Raw genomic sequence first — 20717 nt, forward strand, 5'->3', positions numbered from 1 at the left:
GTCGCTCTCGTTCTTGCCGTTCCCGTCGCTCTCGTTCTTGCCGTTCCCGTCGCTAATATAATATATAATTTAATCCAACTCTATAACATAGAAAAAATATCCTTCGCTTTTTCAAAAATGCAAATAGACCGCTTTAAGCGGTCTATTTATCTATTAAAACAGATTACTTCTCCCAAAAAGAATGGGAATTTCTCCTTATAAACCTTTACACTTCTTCAAAATGCGCAATATCAGCAAATAAATGAACTGTACTTTCTCGCTCTTTAACTTCAATCATACTTAAACTTGTACTGTGCATAAAGGGACCATCCCATGTTTTTTCAATAGAACGTCGCTCAAAGTGTCCCATCATAAGTAACGCTGTAACAGCATGAGAAACTATTAAAACACTTTCTCCCTCATGCTTTTGAAGAATGTATTTGAGCCCCTTTAATACACGCTCTCTCGCGGCATAAAAACTTTCACCTGAGTTAGATTCATATTGATGTGGTGCATTCCAAAATAAATCTAACTCTTTCGGATATTTCTCTTGTAATTCAACTTGTGTTTGCCCTTCCCAAACTCCCATATCAATTTCATATAAATGTTCATCTGCTACAATTGGAATATCTCTGTCTCCTTTAATTAACTGAGCTGTATGCATTGTTCTTCCGCTTGGACTGCTGTAAATAACATCAAGCTGCATATCTTGCATACGTTTCCCTAATTGTTTTGCTTGTAGTATTCCAGTTTCCGTTAAATTTGAATTTTTTCTGCCTTGCATTCTTTTTTCTACATTCCATTCTGTTTCCCCGTGACGCGTAATATATAACATTGTTTTCATCATCATTTTCTCCTTTACCAACTCGGTCTAGCATCCCATGGTTCTAATGTTCCGACAATCCATTCCCGTTGTTTGTGTTGAATTCCGGCTATAACACCACTCGCAATCTCATCATGTGTTAACCACCTCGAACGTTTTTCTTCTACTATAAAACCTAATATAATTCGATAATATCTACATAAAGAAGAACATCTTATTTTTTCTCCTGATTTATAAGCACTGCTTCCAATTATATGAAACAATTCCCATTCTTTCGAAAATGTTTCAATCTCCTCACTAATGATTTGCAATGCATCTACAGCTGTTGAATGAATCCAAGCAACTACAAGCGTGACTGGTCCGTTTTTTTGAATTGAATTTTTAATTTTAACACGCAACTCATCACTATTATGATAATCAACCTCTAAACATGTAACTCTTTCAGGAGTATCACATGAATTCCGCATCTCCTTTAGGCGTTTTATGTTTCGACCGATTACAGAAGTATGAAGCTCTTGCTCAGTAAACCACTTTGATACTTTCTGTAACATACCAGTTCCACCAACAACAAGTACATGTATAGCCCTCTCCCCCTTTTCTATATTTAGTAAAACAACATATGCGGTTTTTCTTCTTTATAATATTGCAATCTCTCTTGCAGCGTCCCTGTATGAAATTCAAATTTATGTCCATCTGGGTCTGTAAAATAAATAGAATGGCAATCTCGTACATCACGCTCTCTTCCTTGTAAAATATGTACTTTATTCACTTCAAGACGATGTAATAAAGCTGTAAAATCTTCTTTTTCTATCGAAAACGCAATATGTGTATACGATTGATAGATTTCCCTTCTTGGAATATCCTTTTCTTCATTTAATGCAACCCACATTCCGCACAGGTCGAAATAGGCAAGTGTTCTACCTTTTACAAGTAACTTCCCTTCCAACACTCGTTCGTAGAATTGTATAGATTCCTCTAAGTTTGAAACAGAAAAGCAAAGATGATTCATTCCTTTTATCATTCTCATTATCTCCTCACAGTAAAAAAAAGATGCGCAATATTCGCGCATCTTCATCGTACTATTCTTTTGTAATATATGTCCATTTATAACTAAAATCTCCTCCAAATGTATGCCTAGCAGTTCCTTTCACCTTGGATTTCTCAAGAAAAGCAACGCCCTGCTGATAAACCGGAGAAATGGCTGCATCATCAAATAAAATTTTCTCTGCTTCAGAAAGAGCCTTCCATCGTGCTTTCTCATCGGTTAACAACTCACCTTTTGCTTTCGCAACTAGTTCATCATATTTCTTATTAGAATATGCCATTTCGTTAAATGCACTATCTGTAATAAACATATCAATAAATGTCATTGGATCTGGATAATCTGGGCCCCATGCTGATAAAGAGAACTCATATTCTAATTTCTTTTCTAAATCTAACTTTTGTTTAAACGGCTGCTGTTTAATATTCACTTTCAAACCAGGTAAGTTTTTCTCCAATTCTGCTTTAATATATTCTCCAACTTTTTTCAAGTTATCCTTATCATAGTTCAACATTTCAACTGTAATTGTATCTTGCCCAAGCTCTTTTTTCGCTTCTTCCCAAAGTTTTTTTGCTTTTGCTGCATTATCTTTACCATCATGAAAGTTTTTATTTGTTTCACGGAAGTCTTTTCCATCTGGTCCTTTTGTAAATTTTTGTGCTACTAAGTAATATGCAGGTAATGATCCATCGTTTAAAATCACATTTGCAATTCCCTTTTTATCATATGCTAAATCAATAGCTTGACGCACTTTTTTATCCGAAAAAAACTGATTTTTCTGATTAAAACGAATAAAAAACATACGTGAATCTAATTCCGATTTAAATTCATCACTTTTCTTATATTTATCAACAAATTCCGAACTTAAAATAACTCGATCTACTTGGTTGCTATCATATAAATTTACAGCTGTTGATGTTTCTTTTACAACGCTTACATTAATTTCCTCTAACTTCACATTATCTTTATCCCAATAGTTTGGATTTTTCTTTAACTGATAACTTCGTTCATGCTTCCATTCACTCATCATAAATGGTCCATTATATAATAACTTATCTGATTCTAATGCGTATTTGTCACCTTGTTCTTTTACAAATTTTTCATTCAATGGGAAAAATGTTGGGAATGTTGTAAGAGCTAGAAAATACGGTGTAGGTTTCGCTAACTCAACCACTAATGTTTTATCATCCTTTGCCGTAACACCAAGCTGTTCAAGTGGCAATTCTCCCTTATTAATTTTCTCAGCATTTTTAACATCGAACAAAATAAACGCATATTCTGATGCTGTCGCTTTATCAACAGCACGACGCCAAGCAAATACAAAGTCTTGTGCTTTTACGGGTTCTCCATTCGACCACTTTGCATCGCGTAAATGAAATGTGTATGTTTTCTTATCCTCACTTATTTTCACGTCTTTAGCCATACCAGGTGTTGGTTTGTTCTCTTTATCTAAGCGGTATAATCCTTCCATCGCGTTTACAAATACCCGAAATGATACTGTATCAGTTGACTTTGATGTATCCATAGAAGGAATTTCTGCTGTTTCAAGTAAATTTAATACTTGTTTATCAGCTAGTACTGCATTCCCTTCTTTTCCCTTTTCAGTTGTTGATGCTTTCTCCCCACTTCCACATCCTGCAACCAACACACTCGTAGAAAGGGCAAGTGCTGTAATAAGTGACACCTTCTTCTTCATAAGCCATTTCCCCTCTTTCCCTATATAACAACTAAAAATAAGATCAAGTACTCTTGAATAGTATTATACATAATCTTCTGATAATTTAAAATACTATCTTTTAAAAAATAAAAAAGGGACATACGCCAGCTTTTTCTCTATCTTATCATTTGCATGATTCTATTTTAATTTTCCGACATAAATGTCGCTGTTACGCAGAGCATAACATGAACTATACTCGCATGTGGCAGAAAAGGGACCTGACCGCTTCTAGGCACGGCCAGATGCTCTCGTCTCCCTTAAAAAGAAAAAGAGTATTATATCGCTTTTTAACTTAAATAATTCAATTATCTAAAAACCCTTCATGTTTTAATAGCCACTCTTTCCGCCAAAGTCCCCCTTCATACCCTACTAATTTCCCGCTCTTTCCTATAATCCGGTGACAAGGCACAATAATCGAAAGCGGATTTCTACTATTCGCTCCGCCAATTGCTCGTACAGCCTTTGGGTTGCCAATTTTCTCTGCAATATCAAGATAAGAAGCACTTTTTCCATACGGAACACTGCAAAGTGCGTTCCATACTTGTTTCTGAAATGGAGTTCCATTCGCTTGTAACGGGACAGTAAATTCCGTTCGCTTCTTATGAAAATATTCATCTAGCTCCACTATACATTGCTCAACAATTGGATGAGAAACATCTTCTTGATTTTGTTCTACAAATAATATAGAAGAAATACCGCTCTCATCCCCTTTTACTTCAATCCATCCAAGTTCGCTTTTATAATATGCTTGATACATAAAAAATACGTCACCTCTCCTTATATTTATTATTAAACCTTTCATTATAAAACATCGAAATCACAGTCATTCTCTAAACATAGACTCATCATATCATTTCTTAAAGCATTTTGTTATGGAAAAAGGGAGCTAGGTGCTACAATAAAATAACACTTCTATAAGTTAAGAAATTATCATTGAAATATGCTCATTTAACAAAATTAAGGAGGATTCTTATTTTGAACAATCAATTATTTTCACCATATACAATAAAAGATGTTACACTAAAAAATCGAATTGTGATGTCACCGATGTGTATGTACTCCTCTGAAAACGAAGACGGAAAAATAACGAATTTTCATCTCGTCCACTATGCATCACGTGCGGCTGGTCAAGTAGGGCTTGTCATGATAGAAGCTACAGCCGTAACATCAGAAGGCCGCATTTCCCACAAAGATTTAGGCATTTGGGACAATGAACATATAAACGGTCTACGTCAAGTCGTCGATATGATTCGTGAACACGGAGCGAAAGCAGCTATTCAAATTGCCCATGCCGGTAGAAAAGCTGTCCTTGATTCAGATCCTATTGCGCCATCACCTATTCCTTTTGATTCCACTATGAAAACTCCAATACAAATGAGCAAAAAACAAATTAACGAAACAATTTCAGCCTTTCGTAACGGAGCAGAACGTGCTAAACAAGCTGGATTTGATATTATTGAATTGCACGGTGCACACGGTTATTTAATTAACGAATTTTTATCTCCGCTCACAAATCATCGTACAGATGAATATGGTGGATCTTGTGAAAATCGCTATCGTTTTTTACGCGAAATTATTAATGCGGTAAACGAAGTATGGAGCGGTCCATTATTTGTTCGTATTTCCGCTCATGATTATCATTCCGAAGGTTTAACTGTAGAAGATTATGTAACGTTTGTACAGTGGATGAAAGAACAAGGTGTTAGTCTCATTGATTGTAGTTCAGGAGCTGTTGTACCAGCACATATCGATGTGTACCCTGGTTATCAAGTTCCGTATGCAAAACATATAAGAGAACACGTTTCAATTGCTACAGGAGCTGTTGGTCTTATTACAAGCGGCGTACAAGCAGAAGAAATTTTGGCACAAGGAGCTGCTGACTTAATTTTTATCGGCCGTGAACTATTACGGAACCCATACTTTCCAAGAACAGCGGCGAATGAGCTAGGTTTTGAATTAGCTGAACCATTTCAATATAGCCGTGCTCCAGGAAAACTTAAACATACTTCTAAATAAAGAAACTGCCCGAAATAGTAATTTTGGGCAGTTTCTTTATTGTATACAATCAATATTATCTATAAGAAAAACATTTCTAGTAAAAACCACTTTTATTTCATTTTAGCAATTTCCGAAGATTCATGTATATGAACCCCAGCCTCTTCTCGCAGCGCTGTTACATACATTCCTTTCGCTACTTGCTCTGCTGAAATCGGCTTATATTTTGAAAAAGAACCCTTAAATAAAAACGGTATAATTCCCGAAATTTTTTCTCCCATTCTTTCTCCAAAACGAAACTCGTCTCGTTCTCCAAGTAAAAGGGAGGGTCTAAAAATATGAATGCCTCCTATGACTAGTTTTTTTATATCTTCCTCCATCTGTCCTTTTACTTGTGAATAGAAAAATAGCGACTTCGGATTTGCCCCTAACGAAGAAATAACAAGAAAATTTTGTACCCCTTGTACTTCCGCTACACGAGCTGCTCGTAATGTATAATCATAATCAACCTTTTTAAAACTTTCTTTCGTCCTTGCTTTTTTCATTGTCGTACCAAGACAATGAAACACATCATCTACAGCAAAAAACTCTTTATATTGTTCCAAAATCGAAAAATCTACCTGTTTTTGTTGAAGCTTTTCATGTTCCCAGTCTAGTGATTTTCTCACAAAAATTGTCACTGAATCATAATAATCTGAATCAAGCAATAACTGTGTCACTTCTTGTCCAACTAGGCCACTAGCTCCAAGTACTAAGGCTGTTCTTGTTTTCATCCTCTTCCATACCTCTTTATCTTCTAATCTTTTTCTCTATCATAAGCAAAGCATACTATTGTATGCAAGCGCTTTGTTTATTCTTTTTCTTCTTTTGGCATCTCAGTAATTTTACTTGGATCCCCTAAATTACGAATAAGTCCTTTTAAAAAGAATAGTACACATGATAATGGAAAAATGACAGCCAATATTAATAAAACCGCTTCACTTATATATCCCATTCGCTCATCTCCTTCTCTGCACCCTCTATCACACTATATGAAGCGACTAGCAGGATATATGCAAAAACAAAAAAAATAAACCAGAGCATTGTGACAAATTTATAACAAATTATAAATCGTAATCATTATTATTTATTGCAACATTATCAAAGATGTATTATACTAAATCAGGAACATAAAGCGTAATTATTACGTTTTACAAAAAGGAAGTTATCCTTTCTTTTTATTGTGGAGAAAATATATTTTAGAAAGTAAAGAAACGAGGCAAACAAAATGAAAAAAAGATCAATTATATTTTCATTCGTTCTAATGTTTACCCTTATATTTGCTGGATGTTCAAACAAAGATAATACAGCAAATAAAAAAAATGGTAAACTTTCCGTCTATACAACTATTTTCCCTTTAGCTGATTTCGCAAAAAAAATCGGTGGTGATTATGTAGAAGTAACATCTATGTATCCACCAGGTGCTGATTCTCATACGTATGAGCCAAGCCAAAAGCAGACTGTACAAGTTGCCAAAGCTGATTTATTCGTGTACAACGGAGCTGGATTAGAACCATTTGCTGAAAAAATGGAAAAAACATTAAAAAATGAAAATGTTAAAGTTGTGAATGCATCAAAAGATATTCAACTACAAGCTTCAACTGAAGACGAACACGAGGAAGGTCATAAAGAAGAACATCATCATGATAAAGATCCTCACGTTTGGCTAGATCCAACACTTGCAATGAAACAAGCTGAGGCAATTAAAAATGCACTTGTTGAACTACAACCAGAGCACAAAGCAGAATATGAGAAAAACTTTGCTGCATTGCAAACAAAATTCACAAGTTTAGATAATCAATTTAAAGAAGTTACTGATCATGCAAAAACGAAAGAAATATTAGTTTCTCATGCAGCATACGGATATTGGGAACAACGTTACGGTTTAAAACAAATTCCAATTGCAGGTATTTCTGCTTCTGATGAACCATCCCAAAAGGCACTTGCTTCTATTACAACAACAGCAAAAGAGCATGGATTAAAATATATTTTATTTGAAACATTCTCTACACCAAAAGTAGCAGAAGTTATTCAAAAAGAAACTGGAACGAAAATTTTACGTTTAAATCATCTTGCAACAATCTCCGATAAGGATGCGAAAAAGAATAAAGATTACTTTACACTAATGGAAGAGAACATTAACACTTTAAAAGAAGCAACAAATTAATATAACGATTCATTTCTGACCGCTGAAAAATGTTTCTGCGGTCTTTTCTTATGCCACCTCTTTCCAGATTGCTTTGACTTACAAAAATCGTATAGTAAAATTATCCATAGTAGTTTGTAATTATAAGAAAGTGAGATGGAACTATGAATCTTCACATTTGTGAAGTAACAGCAACGAATTGGCGTTCAGTAGCTGCCTTAGACGTAACAGCGGAGCAACGACAATTTATTGAAAGTAATGCATTTTCTTTAGCCGAATCGTTATATGAAAGAAATGCAACATCACTAGCTTTGTATGATAGCGATACACTTGTTGGATACGCAATGTATGGATGGTATTCCGAAAAAAATGAAAGTATATGGTTAGACCGATTTATGATTGATCACAACTTTCAAGGAAACGGCTACGCGAAACGATTTCTCCGTTTATTAATTTCATATTTACAACAAAAATATCAATGCAAAAAGATTTATTTAAGTCTTCATCCTAACAACAAATTAGCTATGAAACTATATGAATCGTTTAGCTTTCATTTAACTGGTGATATTGACGATGAAGGTCCTGTTGTTGGCGTTGTGATGGAGTTACTTTTAGATAAAGTAAAACTTACATAAGGTAATATAAAATAAGCCTGCAAATGCAGGCTTATTTTATACATTCTTGAAAATGTTGTTGAAACCATTCTTTATTTAAATTTTTACCAATGAAAACAATCTCACTGACCCGCTTTTCCCCTTCTTGCCACTCTCTGTCATATGTAGCCGCAAATAATGTATGTACACCTTGAAACACAACGCGGCGATCTACTCCTTCAATAGATAATATACCTTTATAACGATATAAATACTCTCCTAATTCTTGTACAACAGCTGACATCCATTCATTTATTTTTTGTAGATCAAGAGGACGTTCTTCTCTTAGTACAAAGGACTTTACCCCTTCTAAATGATGCTGTTCTTTATGCGGATAAATTTCTAACTTGTCACGTGTTTTAAATGTTTGGATATCTAATAATGAAGGGATATCTACTTCACAATTTGTTGTTGGAATTAATTTTGCTGTTGGATTAATCCCTTGTAATTCAATAAGTAAATTCTCCATTTCTTCCCGCTCAACTAAATCTAATTTATTTACTAATACCATATCAGCAAAAGCAATTTGTTCCTTTGCTTCTAACCCTTTTTCAAAGTGTTTCTGTATATGATAGCTATCTACTACGGTAACTACACCATTAATTTGGTATGCCGACTGAATAATAGGGTCTAAAAAGAATGTTTGAATAATAGGGCCTGGATTTGCGAGTCCAGTTGTTTCAATCACTAAACCTTCAAAATCCATTTTCCCTTCCACCTTTACTTCTAGTAAATGCTTTAATGCGACAAGCAAATCTTCACGTACTGTACAACATAAACAGCCGTTTGTCATTTCCATTATTTCTTCTTCTACATTCATAATCAATTGATTATCGATACCAATTTGCCCAATCTCATTTACAATAACCGCAAGCTTCTTACCATGTTCTTCAGATAAAATACGATTTAATAACGTTGTTTTCCCTGATCCGAGAAACCCGGTTAATATTGTTACTGGAATCACGATTCTACATCTCCTTGTAATGTGTCTAATTACATAATTATATCATAGGTTGTCTTTTGATTTTCGAATATACATATATCCAAGTTAAAAAAACAATATAATAACCACTTTCTTTTTAGGTGGGCGAGAGTATGTGGTCATGCATAGGAGCGGTCAGGGTCTTTTCCTGCCACATACCAGGTTTTAAAACAAAGGGAGCAAGCGAGTAGCCCATGTTGTATTCTGTATAGCAACGACTTATATGTTGGAAAATTAAAATAGATTTATAGAGAACATATTAGTTGTAGGCATGTCTTCACAAATATATAATAATAGTAAATAAGAGAATCATAAGTACACAAAAGAGACATTAGATATATTCCACATTCTTTTTAAATTTGTAATTGATTAATTTCTGCTGCACTTCGAATTCCTGATTCAATTGCCCCTTGTATCCACCCATGATACAACGTAGTATGTTCACCTGCAAAATATATTCTCCCTTCTGGTTTCACAATGTGAGGTTGTAATTCTGATTCTTGGGTTGCCTGAAAGATTGCAAACCCTCCTAATGCGTATGGGTCTAACGTCCAGCTCTTCGATAAACCAGAAATAAATTCATCATACACTTGATTTCCAAGTATTGTTCCTAAATTTTGCAAAGTATAATAAATACGATCACTTTCAGATAAACCATCCCACAATAATGCATCATACGACCATGTATAACTCCCAAGTACCATTCCAGGCCCTTTCGTTCCAATTCCATAACTTGGATAATACGAAAAACGAATAGGCAAATCGGTAATGATGCGGCCACCACGTTGACCTTGTTCTTCCCAAAAACGACTTTTAAATTGGATTCCAATTTTCGTCGCAGCCATGTAATGTAGTTCTCGAATCGCTTTCCGCTTTTCATGAGAAACCGAATCAAACGGTTCTATTTCAACAAATCTCATTGTTGTAAACGGAATTGTGACAATGACAATATCTCCTGTAATACTGCTATATTCAAACGTTTTTTCATTACGACAATATGCGGTAACTCCTTTTTCGTGCTGCACTAATTTCATTAATTTTTGCTGAAAGATAATATCAGCTTGCAATTGTGGTAAAAAAGACTTTGGCAACGCATCATTGCCGCCTTCAATTTCATAAAACCCTGTAGATTGCAGTAAAATGTAAATAAAGCGCAACGTTTCTACAAAAGACCTTTCTAAAAATCCTTCTAAATCAAGAAGTACCCCTATCATTTCTACAGCAGCTGGTGAAAAAGCTAACTTATATTGATGAGGATAATCCTTCAAGAACTCTGCTGTAGAATACCGACCGAAATCTTTCTCTACAATACTCCAATTTTTTTCTGGGTCTCTTTTAATAAAATCAAGAATGGGTTGTATTGCTAACATCAACAACTCTTCTGATGACTTTCCTTCTTCATTCACTGCAACTGGATAACGCAAAATACTCGGATTTTTCTCATATTGTTTCAATGTAATTTTGCGACCATTTGCGTATATAATATCCGTTTCATTTCGATTAATAAATGGATTTAACTTCAAACCAAACTTCTTATTATAAGCAAGTGTTAATTCATGTGTATAAGGAATCCGCATGGCTCCAACATCTAGATATAAACCTGTTTCTGGCATTCTCATCGTATAAATGCGCCCACCAATGCGATTATTTGCTTCTAATATTTTCACACGATGACCAGCATCCTTTAATAAGGATCCTGCCACTAATCCAGCCATGCCCGCTCCAATAATAATAACATTTTTTGGTACTGTCGTTTTTGGTAAGCCATTATCAATGATAGATACCATCTTTGTTGTAAGATGGGATTGCATATTCAATCGCATCAGCCCCACCCCTACTTATAAGTACAAATTCATAGTTCAATGAATTGTATTCAGGAGAAGGATGTATCATGCTTTTATTTTCTGAATTTTCACTAAATCTTCAAAGAGATATGCACTTATTTCTGTTTTTTATCCGTATAATAAAAATGAAGGTAAAAAATGTAAGGAAAGGGATGGTAACATGAAACGCTCTTACACCTATCATGAGATTAAGAAACAATTAGAAAACCAGAAATCTCAACTATGTAAACGATTAAGAGATGTGAAATTAACAGAAAGCGAACGCAATGAAATTATAAGAATGGTTGATAATTACGATTACATTCTTACCTTAGTTGAAATGAATCATTTTGAAAGAGGAATCGCTCACTAAAACAGGTATATAAATTTTTAAGACATAAAGTAAAAATTCCATCAGTCGGTTTTTTCTTTCCTCCACTGATGGAAACCTTGTCGATGCCGGCACATATTAGCAGATGTCCCCCGCCTCCTTTGTTTCTCTCTGCATCTTGCGGGGACCTTACTGCGAGTTAAAACGAGTATATATGTTTGAATAAAGCATTCAAAAAAGAAAAAGGCCTCACCTTTAATGAAGCCTACTATATAAATCCATATTAATTTTTCGACATATAAATCACTGCTATGCAGAATACAGCATGACCGCTACTTGCTCCCTCACTTTGTTTTAGCAGGAAAAGGCACTGACCGCATCTATGCACGGCCAGCTGCTCTCGTCCTCCCTTAAAAAGAACGAGGTTTTTATGTCGTTTTTTAATTTGTATTTATATAGTTATTACTATTATCCTTTTTTAACTCCTGAATTAATTTAAGCGTGTCATTATACAAACTTAATTGATATCTATAGGGCTCTAATTCTGGTGAGATATTAACTTGAACAGAAATCGAAGAAAGGTCCAGTAAGTCTAGAGTATATTTAAAGTTTTGATGATTCTCTGAACTTTTGTTAAGTTGCTTTTCTATGTATCTCCCCAGCATTTGCAATTGAACAGTCCATAGTTGTTGATCAGCTTTTGAAATGATATTTGTTTTGGACCAGTCATTGAATGTGTTTTGTATGCCAGAAATATAGGTATACCCTGTCTTTAGCTGTGAAAGGAGTTGTTCGTTTTGTTTTAAAATTTGTTTTTTATTTTTAGTAAATGGATTTAATTTTAAACTTTTTTCTGCTAGCTTAAAATCTTTTTGAACATCATGTAGTTCCTGGAGTAGAGTTGCTGTACTCTCCCTTAATTGTTGTCCTGTAACAGGATCGCAGTTAATAGTTACCCAAAGGGCCGTCTTTTCAAACAACTGTACAAGATGCAATCCAAATTGATTTAACGTCGAACGAGCTTCTTTCACATAATTAGGTGGAAAAATTACCATATGTACGATAATGGCGATAAGCGCACCTATGATCGTATCTCTAATTCGATCTGACACATAATAATTCGTTTTATGTACAAAGACAAACACTAGTAAAATGGTTAAAGCTACTTGATGTATGATGGTTTTATGAACCCTAAATATAACTGGAAGCAACATACCGCCTAACAGTAAAAATCCAATCGTCCATCCATTTACTTCTAACTGACTAATAATAGAAACGGAAACAGTAATTCCAAAAATCGTGCCGATAATTCTGTAAACAGCATACGCGGCAGAATGCTGGACAGTTTCTTGCATGGAAAGAATAACAGTTAATGGTGCCAAATAAGGGTGTTTTGATCCTAACATTTTTGCTAATTCCCATGACACACCAGAAGCTAAAGCTATTTTTGTTATGAGCATTAACCCTTTTAGTAGTCCTTTATTTTGTTTATCCGTTTTTTTCATAAAAACTCCCTTGTACAAAAAATAATCTTACATACATTTTTAATCTGCTACAGTTATTTCACCCCTATATTTACCATAGATATCATGATTACCTCTGCACTGCTCTATACTTTTTATGCCCTCATTATCGTATAGCTTTATCTTTTCCAACAGTTGCTCTTCCAATAACATTAATTATCTAAAAATGATATACATACAAGTGTATCGAATACAGTAACTTTTCTTTATGAATTCTAATGCATTTCTCATTGTTATTCTCCATTCTAAAACAGACAATTTATGCATATCGTTATAAAAACATTCTCTTTTTGGAGTGTTAATTAGAAAAAGGACAAAACGGTGTTTAACAAAAATGGTGACACCTCTTTTTTCATCAAAATTCCCATTCCGTTTAATAGAGGAGGGATACATTTATGCACAACATTAACTTTCTATGCGAACAATTTGCTACAATTCTGAAAGGGAAAAGTAAAATCAATCAAAATTCTTGTTCAGTATCTTTCCATCGCAATTTTAAGGTGCTTGTTCAAGGAAAACCGAGTATGTCTGTAATACCTGTCGGCGTAGGCTTTGAATCTTTGGATCAAAGTGGTAATGCGTTGAATTTAGCTGAAATTGCTGTTTTGCAAGAAGAAATCCCCTCATTTATGCGATCAATCACTCAACAAGGAATTATTGTTAGCGCCTTGCATAATCATTGGTTATATATGAATCCATTAATCATGTATATTCATGTTCAATCAGTAGAACCGCCATTACTTTTCGCAAAAAAATTGGCAAATTCTTTTTCAGTTCTTAGTAGCTACCCTATCGCTGATGAATGAAGTAAATACCTTAATATATTTTTAATAATTTGATATATAATAATGCTCAAACAGAAAAAGAGAAATGCCCTATAAATAATCTGTACCCTTTGTAAAGGACATTTTGAAAAAAGTTATGCAACATCAAGGAGATGATTTCTGTATTCAACAGGGGTCATCTTCTTTAAATTCCATTGATATCTATAATGATTGTAATACGTCATATAGTTCTTAATTTCATTTTCTAATTGCGCAAAAGACTCACAAGGTTTTATATATGCTTCATCTTTAAAATGACCAAAAAATGATTCTTGTGGAGCGTTATCCCAACAGTTTCCTCTTCTCGACATAGATTGTCCTAGCTTACACTTCTTGACTAATTTCTGATAAGTAGGGCTTGTGTAATGAACTCCTTGATCTGAATGAATAAACGCGCCTTCAGCTAATTTGACTCTCCTATTCTTCTTTAGCTTAAGCACGGTATGGGTAGCTATATCTAACGTCAGCCGTTCTGAAACATGATAAGCTAAGATTTCGTTCGTGGATCCATCTTGAATTGTGGACAAATAAGCTTTCTTATTCTTACCGTAAACTAAATAAGTGATATCTGTTAGAAGCGCCTTACCAGGAATATTTTGTTTGAACTCCCGATTTAATAGATTAGGTACAACTCGATGTTCTTTCGTCGCTTTCATCATTTTTTTATAAGGGTTCGCCTTGCGAATCGGACAGACAATCCCGTATTTTTTCATAATTCTACGTATACGCTTTAAATTGTAGACAACTTGAAATTGACCCGCTAATGTCATTTTAATTTGACGAGCCCCTTTATTTCGATTTTTAAATTGAAAAGCTTTTAAAATGATTTCTTTTGCCATTTCATCTTGAGCATTCTTTTGTTTTCGCTGTTCTTGAGATTGTAAAGAGAAATAATTATAGTATCCAGAACGTGAAACGCCAGCTGTTTTACACAAGTGACTTACCATATTTCTTAAGTTATATTTTACGATGACAGAACGAATCAATAGGTATTTTTGACTAGGTGGTAACACTATTTTCCTTTCATCCTCCCTTCCATAAGTTTGATCTTTTTTAACAGTTCGTTTTCAGCCTTTAGTAAGTTTCGTTCAGCTTCTAAACGTGCATACTTTTCTTCTAATGTAAGTTCTCTTTCAAGGAATCTTCCGGAATTCCCCTTACGCGTATCACGTAAACCGAATACACCGTTCTCTCTATAAGCACCACGCCATCTACTTCCCGATGATATAACACGTTGCATTCCAATCACATCTATGTCAAAATCACATTCTTCAAAAATGTCTCGAGGCAACTTTCCTTTTTCGTTTTCTTCAATAAAAATACGTTTGAATTCGTCTGTATAAGTAATGACTTTTTCACTTACAGATTTCACATATGGATTCCTTGATAGAATTTGAACTTCTTTTTCTGTAAACAGCTTTTTCGTCATTTTGAAATTTCTCCGATCCTAATTTTTCTCCTATTATACAAGAAATACCCTATAGAACAGACTTTTTTTAAGTGTCTATTCTATAGGGTACATTTTAAAAAAAAGGTATTTCTCTTTTATATTTATTTTCATATCGCCAGGCTTACTCATTCATTACTTTGCTTACTTTAATGTCCTTATTTTTTAACAGCTGAAACATTACATAATATAAAATCGCACTCAAAAACGCAAGTACCGCAATGATATAGAATGTATATTGATAACCTATCCAGACTGTTAAAGGAATCGCAATCGGCGCAATTGTTCGGCCAATAGACCACCGAAGTGTTGCTGCTGCAAAATATTGTCCTCGCATATGTTCAGGTGCTAATTTAGAAACGAAACTATTTTGAATTCCAACAACTAATAGCTCTCCAAACGTGAAAATGAGCATCGCAATAACGAGGCCCCAGACTGATATAGTGTGAGGAAATATAATCATTGCGATTCCATATGCAAAAGAAGATAAAACAAAGATAGTCCTCTCAGAAAAGTAATTTGCTAGCCTTGTTACATATACAGTAAATAGTGCAACCAAAAATCCATTTTCCGCAATAATCCAACTAAATAATTTCTCTCCATTTATCATTAGATTAAAAAATTCTTGCGTAGGAACATTTTCTTTTATGTATACAGCTAACAATAAATCCATCTGTGTAAATGTTTGAGCAACAAGAATACCTGCAACGATGAACAACAGAAAGACACCATCTTGAAAAATAATTCGATAATTCTTTATCTGTTCATTCACAACAGTAAGCCATCCGCCTTGCTTTTCCACTTTTATTTTATTCTCTGGTAACGTTTCTTTTATAAACTTAAGTAATACAAATGCTAATATAAAATTAATAATAACGCTTGCCATTAACAACTCAAAACGATAAGAAAAAAAGAAAAACGCTCCTAAAATCGGTCCCAATACAACATTAATATTTATCATTGTATAAAAAACCGCAAATACTTTACTTTGCTGTTCTTCAGGTACTAGATCTGCAACCATCGCTGCACTCGCTGGATAATATAAAGAACCCATAATACCAATAAGAGAAAAAGCTACAAATGTTAAGAGAGGCGATTGCAACCACGGTGAATTTGCAAAAGCAAATAGTACAAAGGCAATACTTTGTACAAATGTAGCAATCACCATCATACGTTTACGGCCGTACGTATCCGCTAAATAACCGCCTATTAAATTAGCAAAAACAGATAATACTTGCGATAATACAAGTAATATTCCAGCAGTAGTTTTCCCTAGTTCTTCCGCAAAATATATTGCCATAAACGGAAGAAGCATCCAAAAGAAAAGTCCGAAGAGCCATTCCCCTACTAAACGAATCTTTAAATTTAAATCCCAATCTTTTAAAACCATGAAGTTTCCTCTTCTCTACACCTTCCGCATGATGTTTATAATAAAGAAACAGCAATACATCATTGTTATTTCTTTATCGTACAGTAGTTGTACTTACTTTATCAGGTTTACTTGTCACTAAATAATGTTTCTCTGATACATATAAATTTCGTTTTAATCCTCTTTTTAAGTATGGACCTAACTTGATTGAACAAATAAGGCGATTTTCATTTCCTTCAACGATTGGAAAAACTTCTTTTTCCGTTACATATTGATCTACAGCACGTTGTACATCATCAATTTCTTTAACAAGCGTAAGGTTAGCGTTTGTATCCTCAAAGACTTCTAGAGTCTCCTTTGTAATAATAAATGTATTCGTAGGAAAAGCAGGTAAATAAGGTTTTAATAAGTCATAATTAACCGTGTAGTCATCATTTACTAACACTGTATATACAACATTAGCATTTGCTTCAAGAAATTTTGCCATAGCAAGTTCTAATTCATCTTTCGTAATCTCTCTTTCTTCCTTACCTTTTTTAAAAAAGCGAAACATCTTCTCCGCCCCCCTTTTCTTCATTATACCATAAATTGCTAGATAAATATGAATTATGGAAAAACACATCTAAAATCTACCGATAAGCCCTTCTACTTGGCTCATATTTTAAAAAATTATGTGAAATTCTCACTTTATCGTATGTTTGTCCTCACTCATTCATATGTATGAAATAAAGTAAAGTTTTCAATAGGTAGTGAAACTTCTTTTATCTCAAAATTCAAGAAAAACGAAAAAAGAAAAGCAAGAAATAACTGATTAAAGTTTCACTTTATCTTATTTTCAAAATCTAAGTAACAAATAAATGAGCTCATAGCATAAGAAAGAGGGATCACATGGATAATCAGCAATGGAAAATAGCTAAAAAAATTGCTGCTACTTATATAGGAACTGTCGTTGGAGCTGGATTTGCGACCGGAAGAGAAATTGTTGAGTTTTTTACAATACATGGCACATATGGAACAATTGGCATTTTAGTAAGCGGCATTTTCTTTATTTGGTTAGGTACAAAAATGATGCTGCTTTCTTCACAAATTAAAGCGTTTTCCGCACAAGAATTTAACAAATATTTATTTGGTGATGTCTTTGGGAACGTTGTAAATATTTTATTACTCCTTGTATTATTTGGAGTAACAAGCGTTATGCTCTCCGGAGCTGGAGCGGTTTTTGAAGAGCAGCTTCGCCTCCCAAGACAACTTGGCATCTTTATAACGATACTCGCTTGCATTATAATTGGCAGCCGTGGATTACAAGGGGTATTCGAAGTCAATTCACTCGTCGTACCAATTATGATGATCTTTATCGTGGGACTATCTATTACAACACTCTTTCATGATGTATCCTCTATGTTCAACATGACACCTTCTGAAAATTGGAATATGAAATGGGTTACAAGTCCAATTACATATGTTGCACTAAACCTCTCCCTCGCTCAAAGTGTACTTGTACCATTAGCAAGTGAAGTAAAAGACCAGAAGGCCATTAAATGGGGTGGTATGTTAGGCGGGGCTGGCCTTTGCTTAATTTTATTATGTAGTCATTTCGCCATTTTAACTGTCGAACAATTTTATCAATATAATATCCCGCTGGCAGAAGTTGTCCGTCGCTTCAATGCTACTTTTCATTTCTTTTTTGTATTAATTATTTTTGGAGAAGTATTTACAACGCTTGTCGGTAACATATTTGGTATGACGAAACAACTTCAATCTATCACCGGCTGGAGAAGTAACATTATTATTTATTTTATTTTACTTATTAGTTATTGTTTTAGTTATATCGGTTATAGTGAATTACTTCATATGTTATACCCTATGATTGGATGGATTAGCTTAATCCTTCTTCCAATTATCGCATTCAAACAACAGCGAAATACATAAGTTGAACGAATTGAGCCTTTATCAAACTAAATCGAAAAGCACGTGAATCATCTTATTCACGTGCTTTTTTTATTACACCTTAAATCTCACAATACTAATTTCTTAGATTCCTACTTAAGAACATATTCACCGTTATCCCAACTTATTTTCTTTGAATTCCGCAAATCCTTGAGGGAGAAATCCCTTAATGACTACAAATGACAAAATAAAAAACATCCGTTAATAACTAGATGTTTTTTACTCGCAATCTTCACACACTTCCCAATACAATCCCATTTCAACTGCCAAAAACGGTTTTAACTGCAATCGAATCATGCGGCTTGGCATACGATCTAGTACAAATTGAATGCTTTCTTCTTCTTTTATAATATCAATCTTTTGGACAGCAATACGTTGAAACGTTGTTATCGCCTGACCATCTTTATATAAAACAAGACGAACCTCATCTTCTGTATTAAAAAACAATTCTATACTTGTACCTGTTAATGAAATTGTGTTTGTTATTAAATATGTACCTTTTTCTTCTTGAATATAATACTTCCATCCTCGTGTTCCGTCTTCTTGTGGAAGAACCTTAAAAAATGATGCAATCTCCTCGTGCAGCATAAAATATCCCCTCTCTTACCACTTGCTCAATATACCCTATGGATATTTATTGTATCACAAACAACAATAACAGCTGTATTTCCCTGCTCAAAACTATATCTTACACATTATACTTTTATATTGTAACATTCAAATACCGTTGTCCACCCATAAAAAAACTCCAAAAGCGCATATACGCCTTTGGAGCTTTTTCTATTTTTTCTGTCTCATTTGTTTTGTGACATCTTTCCATTTATTACGCTCTGCACGAGCTAAAAGAGCATCTTGCTTTCGCATCGCATAAGCAATTTCTTTTTGTAGTTTTCTATAACTGAACAATCGAGCTTCTTCCAATGTTCCCTCATCAATCGCAGCACGAATTGCACAACCAGGCTCATTTTCATGCTGACAGTCTCGAAAGCGACATTTCTGAGCAATTTCTTCAATATCGGAAAAAGTTGCGTGCATTGCACCGCTCCCCTCCCAAAGCTGAAGCTCTCTCATTCCCGGTGTATCAATAACAAGTGCACCAGTTGATAATTGGAACAATTCTCGATGTGTTGTTGTATGCTTTCCTTTACTATCACTCTCACGAATTCCCCCTGTTTTGGCCACTTCATTTCCGATTAACGCATTCAGTAGCGTGGATTTCCCTGCTCCCGAAGAACCAATAAGCGCAATCGTTTTTCCCGGTTGTAAAAATTGTTGTAATTGGTCTATCCCTGTTTGCTGCAAACTATCAACTGCAAAAATAGGTACGCCAATTGCAACCGCCTCTGTTTCCATTATTTTTTGCTCTACATCTTCACATAAATCACTCTTTGTTAAAATAACGACAGGCATTGCTCCGCTCTCATATGCTAACAATAAATAACGCTCAATTCGCCTTACATTAAAATCAGCATTTAACGCATTAACTAAAAAGAGATAATCCACATTTGCTGCAACAATTTGTTCCACTGTTTTATCTCCAGCTACTTTTCGAGAGAAAGAACTTTTTCTTGTAAGCACAGTATGAATCAGCGCTTTTTTTTCATTTGGCAATTTTGTTATACTTACCCAATCTCCTACTGCGGGATAGTCACCCTTCTCAATTGCTTCATAACGAAATTTCCCTGTTAACTCAGCTACATATTCGCCATCTTCGCATATAATCCGATACGTATGTTTATGCTCTAATAAAACACGTCCTACTTCATATTGCTCTAATAATTGATCTTCAAAATGTGTATCCCATCCAAATTCCATTAAATAATTACGATTCAATCTTGAATCCTCCCTATTATATTTACTGCGGAAGGATATAACGAATCTTTAAAAAGCTTCGTCCATTCCTTCCTTACTTGTATTAACTGTATACATCTTCTTAACGTTCGCCATAATACATCACTCCGCTCTTATTGTATTTAATTACATTATATGAAATTTCAAACAAAATATCCATAACTTTCGACAGAATTATCAGATTAAATCTTATATAACAAAAATATTACCCAAACAAACTTTCTCA

General features: G+C 34.3%; 22 protein-coding genes. 7 read left to right on the top strand and 15 right to left on the bottom strand.

Annotated features, from left to right (window positions below; all coding sequences use genetic code 11):
- On the top strand, positions 1–201 hold a 201-nt coding region (locus tag BM211_RS26760; RefSeq protein WP_218160807.1), incomplete at its 5' end, for a hypothetical protein.
- A gap of 4 nt (positions 202–205) precedes the next feature.
- Here BM211_RS26760 and BM211_RS13425 read toward each other — a convergent pair.
- From BM211_RS13425 to BM211_RS13445, 5 genes are all read right to left on the bottom strand, one after another.
- Positions 206–823: a phosphoserine phosphatase 1 gene (locus tag BM211_RS13425; RefSeq protein ID WP_090997942.1), complete on the bottom strand. Its 618-nt coding sequence runs from the start codon at positions 821–823 to the stop codon at positions 206–208.
- Between the two features lie 14 nt (positions 824–837).
- Positions 838–1383 (bottom strand): short-chain dehydrogenase, encoded by a 546-nt coding sequence (locus BM211_RS13430; RefSeq protein WP_035438152.1) that lies wholly within the window; start codon positions 1381–1383, stop codon positions 838–840.
- A 23-nt stretch (positions 1384–1406) separates the two neighbouring features.
- Complete coding sequence (gene fosB, locus BM211_RS13435) at positions 1407–1823, bottom strand: FosB/FosD family fosfomycin resistance bacillithiol transferase (RefSeq protein ID WP_035438154.1); 417 nt, start codon at positions 1821–1823, stop codon at positions 1407–1409.
- A 58-nt stretch (positions 1824–1881) separates the two neighbouring features.
- Positions 1882–3540 carry a peptide ABC transporter substrate-binding protein gene (locus tag BM211_RS13440; RefSeq protein WP_090997945.1) on the bottom strand — a complete coding sequence of 553 codons (1659 nt, stop codon included), beginning with the start codon at positions 3538–3540 and terminating at the stop codon, positions 1882–1884.
- Between the two features lie 322 nt (positions 3541–3862).
- Positions 3863–4318, bottom strand: coding sequence for a methylated-DNA--[protein]-cysteine S-methyltransferase (locus BM211_RS13445; RefSeq protein ID WP_035438159.1), 456 nt, complete (start codon positions 4316–4318; stop codon positions 3863–3865).
- Positions 4319–4536: 218 nt separating this feature from the next.
- On the opposite strand from BM211_RS13445, the gene namA reads away from it, so the two are divergent.
- A complete protein-coding gene (gene namA, locus BM211_RS13450; RefSeq protein ID WP_090997948.1) occupies positions 4537–5577 on the top strand; it encodes an NADPH dehydrogenase NamA in 1041 nt (346 codons plus the stop codon).
- Positions 5578–5669: 92 nt separating this feature from the next.
- On the opposite strand, the gene BM211_RS13455 is transcribed toward namA, so the two are convergent.
- Together BM211_RS13455 and BM211_RS26490 are read right to left on the bottom strand one after the other, a co-directional pair.
- A complete protein-coding gene (locus tag BM211_RS13455) occupies positions 5670–6329 on the bottom strand; it encodes an oxidoreductase (protein ID WP_035438163.1) in 660 nt (219 codons plus the stop codon).
- A gap of 77 nt (positions 6330–6406) precedes the next feature.
- Complete coding sequence (locus BM211_RS26490; protein ID WP_090997951.1) at positions 6407–6550, bottom strand: hypothetical protein; 144 nt, start codon at positions 6548–6550, stop codon at positions 6407–6409.
- Between the two features lie 273 nt (positions 6551–6823).
- Between BM211_RS26490 and BM211_RS13465 the strand changes: the two genes are divergently transcribed.
- Both BM211_RS13465 and BM211_RS13470 read left to right on the top strand, forming a co-directional pair.
- Complete coding sequence (locus tag BM211_RS13465; RefSeq protein ID WP_090997954.1) at positions 6824–7762, top strand: metal ABC transporter substrate-binding protein; 939 nt, start codon at positions 6824–6826, stop codon at positions 7760–7762.
- Positions 7763–7905: 143 nt separating this feature from the next.
- Positions 7906–8376 (top strand): GNAT family N-acetyltransferase, encoded by a 471-nt coding sequence (locus BM211_RS13470; RefSeq protein WP_090997957.1) that lies wholly within the window; start codon positions 7906–7908, stop codon positions 8374–8376.
- Positions 8377–8407: 31 nt separating this feature from the next.
- On the opposite strand, the gene BM211_RS13475 is transcribed toward BM211_RS13470, so the two are convergent.
- Both BM211_RS13475 and BM211_RS13480 read right to left on the bottom strand, forming a co-directional pair.
- Positions 8408–9358: a CobW family GTP-binding protein gene (locus tag BM211_RS13475; protein ID WP_090997960.1), complete on the bottom strand. Its 951-nt coding sequence runs from the start codon at positions 9356–9358 to the stop codon at positions 8408–8410.
- Between the two features lie 371 nt (positions 9359–9729).
- Positions 9730–11199 (bottom strand): flavin monoamine oxidase family protein, encoded by a 1470-nt coding sequence (locus BM211_RS13480; protein ID WP_371261877.1) that lies wholly within the window; start codon positions 11197–11199, stop codon positions 9730–9732.
- 181 nt (positions 11200–11380) lie between these two features.
- On the opposite strand from BM211_RS13480, the gene BM211_RS13485 reads away from it, so the two are divergent.
- Entirely contained in the window at positions 11381–11572 is a 192-nt protein-coding gene (locus BM211_RS13485) for a DUF3896 family protein (protein WP_035438169.1), read from the top strand.
- Positions 11573–11970: 398 nt separating this feature from the next.
- Here the strand turns inward: BM211_RS13485 and BM211_RS13490 are convergent, their stop codons facing one another.
- Entirely contained in the window at positions 11971–13035 is a 1065-nt protein-coding gene (locus tag BM211_RS13490; protein WP_035438171.1) for an FUSC family protein, read from the bottom strand.
- Positions 13036–13448: 413 nt separating this feature from the next.
- Between BM211_RS13490 and BM211_RS13495 the strand changes: the two genes are divergently transcribed.
- Positions 13449–13859 (top strand): DUF1259 domain-containing protein, encoded by a 411-nt coding sequence (locus tag BM211_RS13495; protein WP_035438172.1) that lies wholly within the window; start codon positions 13449–13451, stop codon positions 13857–13859.
- Positions 13860–13972: 113 nt separating this feature from the next.
- Here BM211_RS13495 and BM211_RS13500 read toward each other — a convergent pair.
- From BM211_RS13500 to BM211_RS13510, 3 genes are all read right to left on the bottom strand, one after another.
- Positions 13973–15306 (bottom strand): IS3 family transposase gene (locus tag BM211_RS13500; protein ID WP_090997962.1). Its coding sequence is split into 2 segments (ribosomal slippage): positions 13973–14920 and positions 14923–15306, totalling 1332 coding nucleotides; the frame shifts between segments, so codons are not numbered across the junction.
- A gap of 142 nt (positions 15307–15448) precedes the next feature.
- Entirely contained in the window at positions 15449–16714 is a 1266-nt protein-coding gene (locus BM211_RS13505; RefSeq protein WP_090997965.1) for an MDR family MFS transporter, read from the bottom strand.
- 73 nt (positions 16715–16787) lie between these two features.
- Positions 16788–17246: a DUF3939 domain-containing protein gene (locus BM211_RS13510; protein WP_035438176.1), complete on the bottom strand. Its 459-nt coding sequence runs from the start codon at positions 17244–17246 to the stop codon at positions 16788–16790.
- A gap of 335 nt (positions 17247–17581) precedes the next feature.
- On the opposite strand from BM211_RS13510, the gene BM211_RS13515 reads away from it, so the two are divergent.
- Positions 17582–18622, top strand: a complete 1041-nt coding sequence (locus tag BM211_RS13515; protein ID WP_035438179.1) for a YkvI family membrane protein — start codon at positions 17582–17584, stop codon at positions 18620–18622.
- A gap of 237 nt (positions 18623–18859) precedes the next feature.
- Here BM211_RS13515 and BM211_RS13520 read toward each other — a convergent pair whose 3' ends face one another.
- Positions 18860–19228 (bottom strand): DUF3979 family protein, encoded by a 369-nt coding sequence (locus tag BM211_RS13520; RefSeq protein WP_035438182.1) that lies wholly within the window; start codon positions 19226–19228, stop codon positions 18860–18862.
- Between the two features lie 192 nt (positions 19229–19420).
- Positions 19421–20473: a ribosome small subunit-dependent GTPase A gene (rsgA, locus tag BM211_RS13525; protein ID WP_035438185.1), complete on the bottom strand. Its 1053-nt coding sequence runs from the start codon at positions 20471–20473 to the stop codon at positions 19421–19423.
- Positions 20474–20717 lie beyond the last annotated feature (244 nt).

The organism is Bacillus sp. 491mf, assembly GCF_900112415.1.
Classification (GTDB): Bacteria; Bacillota; Bacilli; order Bacillales; family Bacillaceae_G; genus Bacillus_A.

Coding starts and splice junctions, on each gene's coding strand:
- BM211_RS13515 (WP_035438179.1), top strand. CDS start 17,582: ATGGATAATCAGCAATGGAAAATAGCTAAAAAAATTGCTGCTACTTAT.
- BM211_RS13440 (WP_090997945.1), bottom strand. CDS start 3,540: ATGAAGAAGAAGGTGTCACTTATTACAGCACTTGCCCTTTCTACGAGT.
- fosB (WP_035438154.1), bottom strand. CDS start 1,823: ATGATAAAAGGAATGAATCATCTTTGCTTTTCTGTTTCAAACTTAGAG.
- BM211_RS13470 (WP_090997957.1), top strand. CDS start 7,906: ATGAATCTTCACATTTGTGAAGTAACAGCAACGAATTGGCGTTCAGTA.
- BM211_RS26490 (WP_090997951.1), bottom strand. CDS start 6,550: ATGGGATATATAAGTGAAGCGGTTTTATTAATATTGGCTGTCATTTTT.
- BM211_RS13465 (WP_090997954.1), top strand. CDS start 6,824: ATGAAAAAAAGATCAATTATATTTTCATTCGTTCTAATGTTTACCCTT.
- BM211_RS13505 (WP_090997965.1), bottom strand. CDS start 16,714: ATGGTTTTAAAAGATTGGGATTTAAATTTAAAGATTCGTTTAGTAGGG.
- BM211_RS13510 (WP_035438176.1), bottom strand. CDS start 17,246: ATGTTTCGCTTTTTTAAAAAAGGTAAGGAAGAAAGAGAGATTACGAAA.
- BM211_RS13455 (WP_035438163.1), bottom strand. CDS start 6,329: ATGAAAACAAGAACAGCCTTAGTACTTGGAGCTAGTGGCCTAGTTGGA.
- BM211_RS13520 (WP_035438182.1), bottom strand. CDS start 19,228: ATGCTGCACGAGGAGATTGCATCATTTTTTAAGGTTCTTCCACAAGAA.
- BM211_RS13480 (WP_371261877.1), bottom strand. CDS start 11,199: ATGCGATTGAATATGCAATCCCATCTTACAACAAAGATGGTATCTATC.
- BM211_RS13485 (WP_035438169.1), top strand. CDS start 11,381: ATGAAACGCTCTTACACCTATCATGAGATTAAGAAACAATTAGAAAAC.
- BM211_RS13490 (WP_035438171.1), bottom strand. CDS start 13,035: ATGAAAAAAACGGATAAACAAAATAAAGGACTACTAAAAGGGTTAATG.
- BM211_RS13425 (WP_090997942.1), bottom strand. CDS start 823: ATGAAAACAATGTTATATATTACGCGTCACGGGGAAACAGAATGGAAT.
- BM211_RS13445 (WP_035438159.1), bottom strand. CDS start 4,318: ATGTATCAAGCATATTATAAAAGCGAACTTGGATGGATTGAAGTAAAA.
- BM211_RS13495 (WP_035438172.1), top strand. CDS start 13,449: ATGCACAACATTAACTTTCTATGCGAACAATTTGCTACAATTCTGAAA.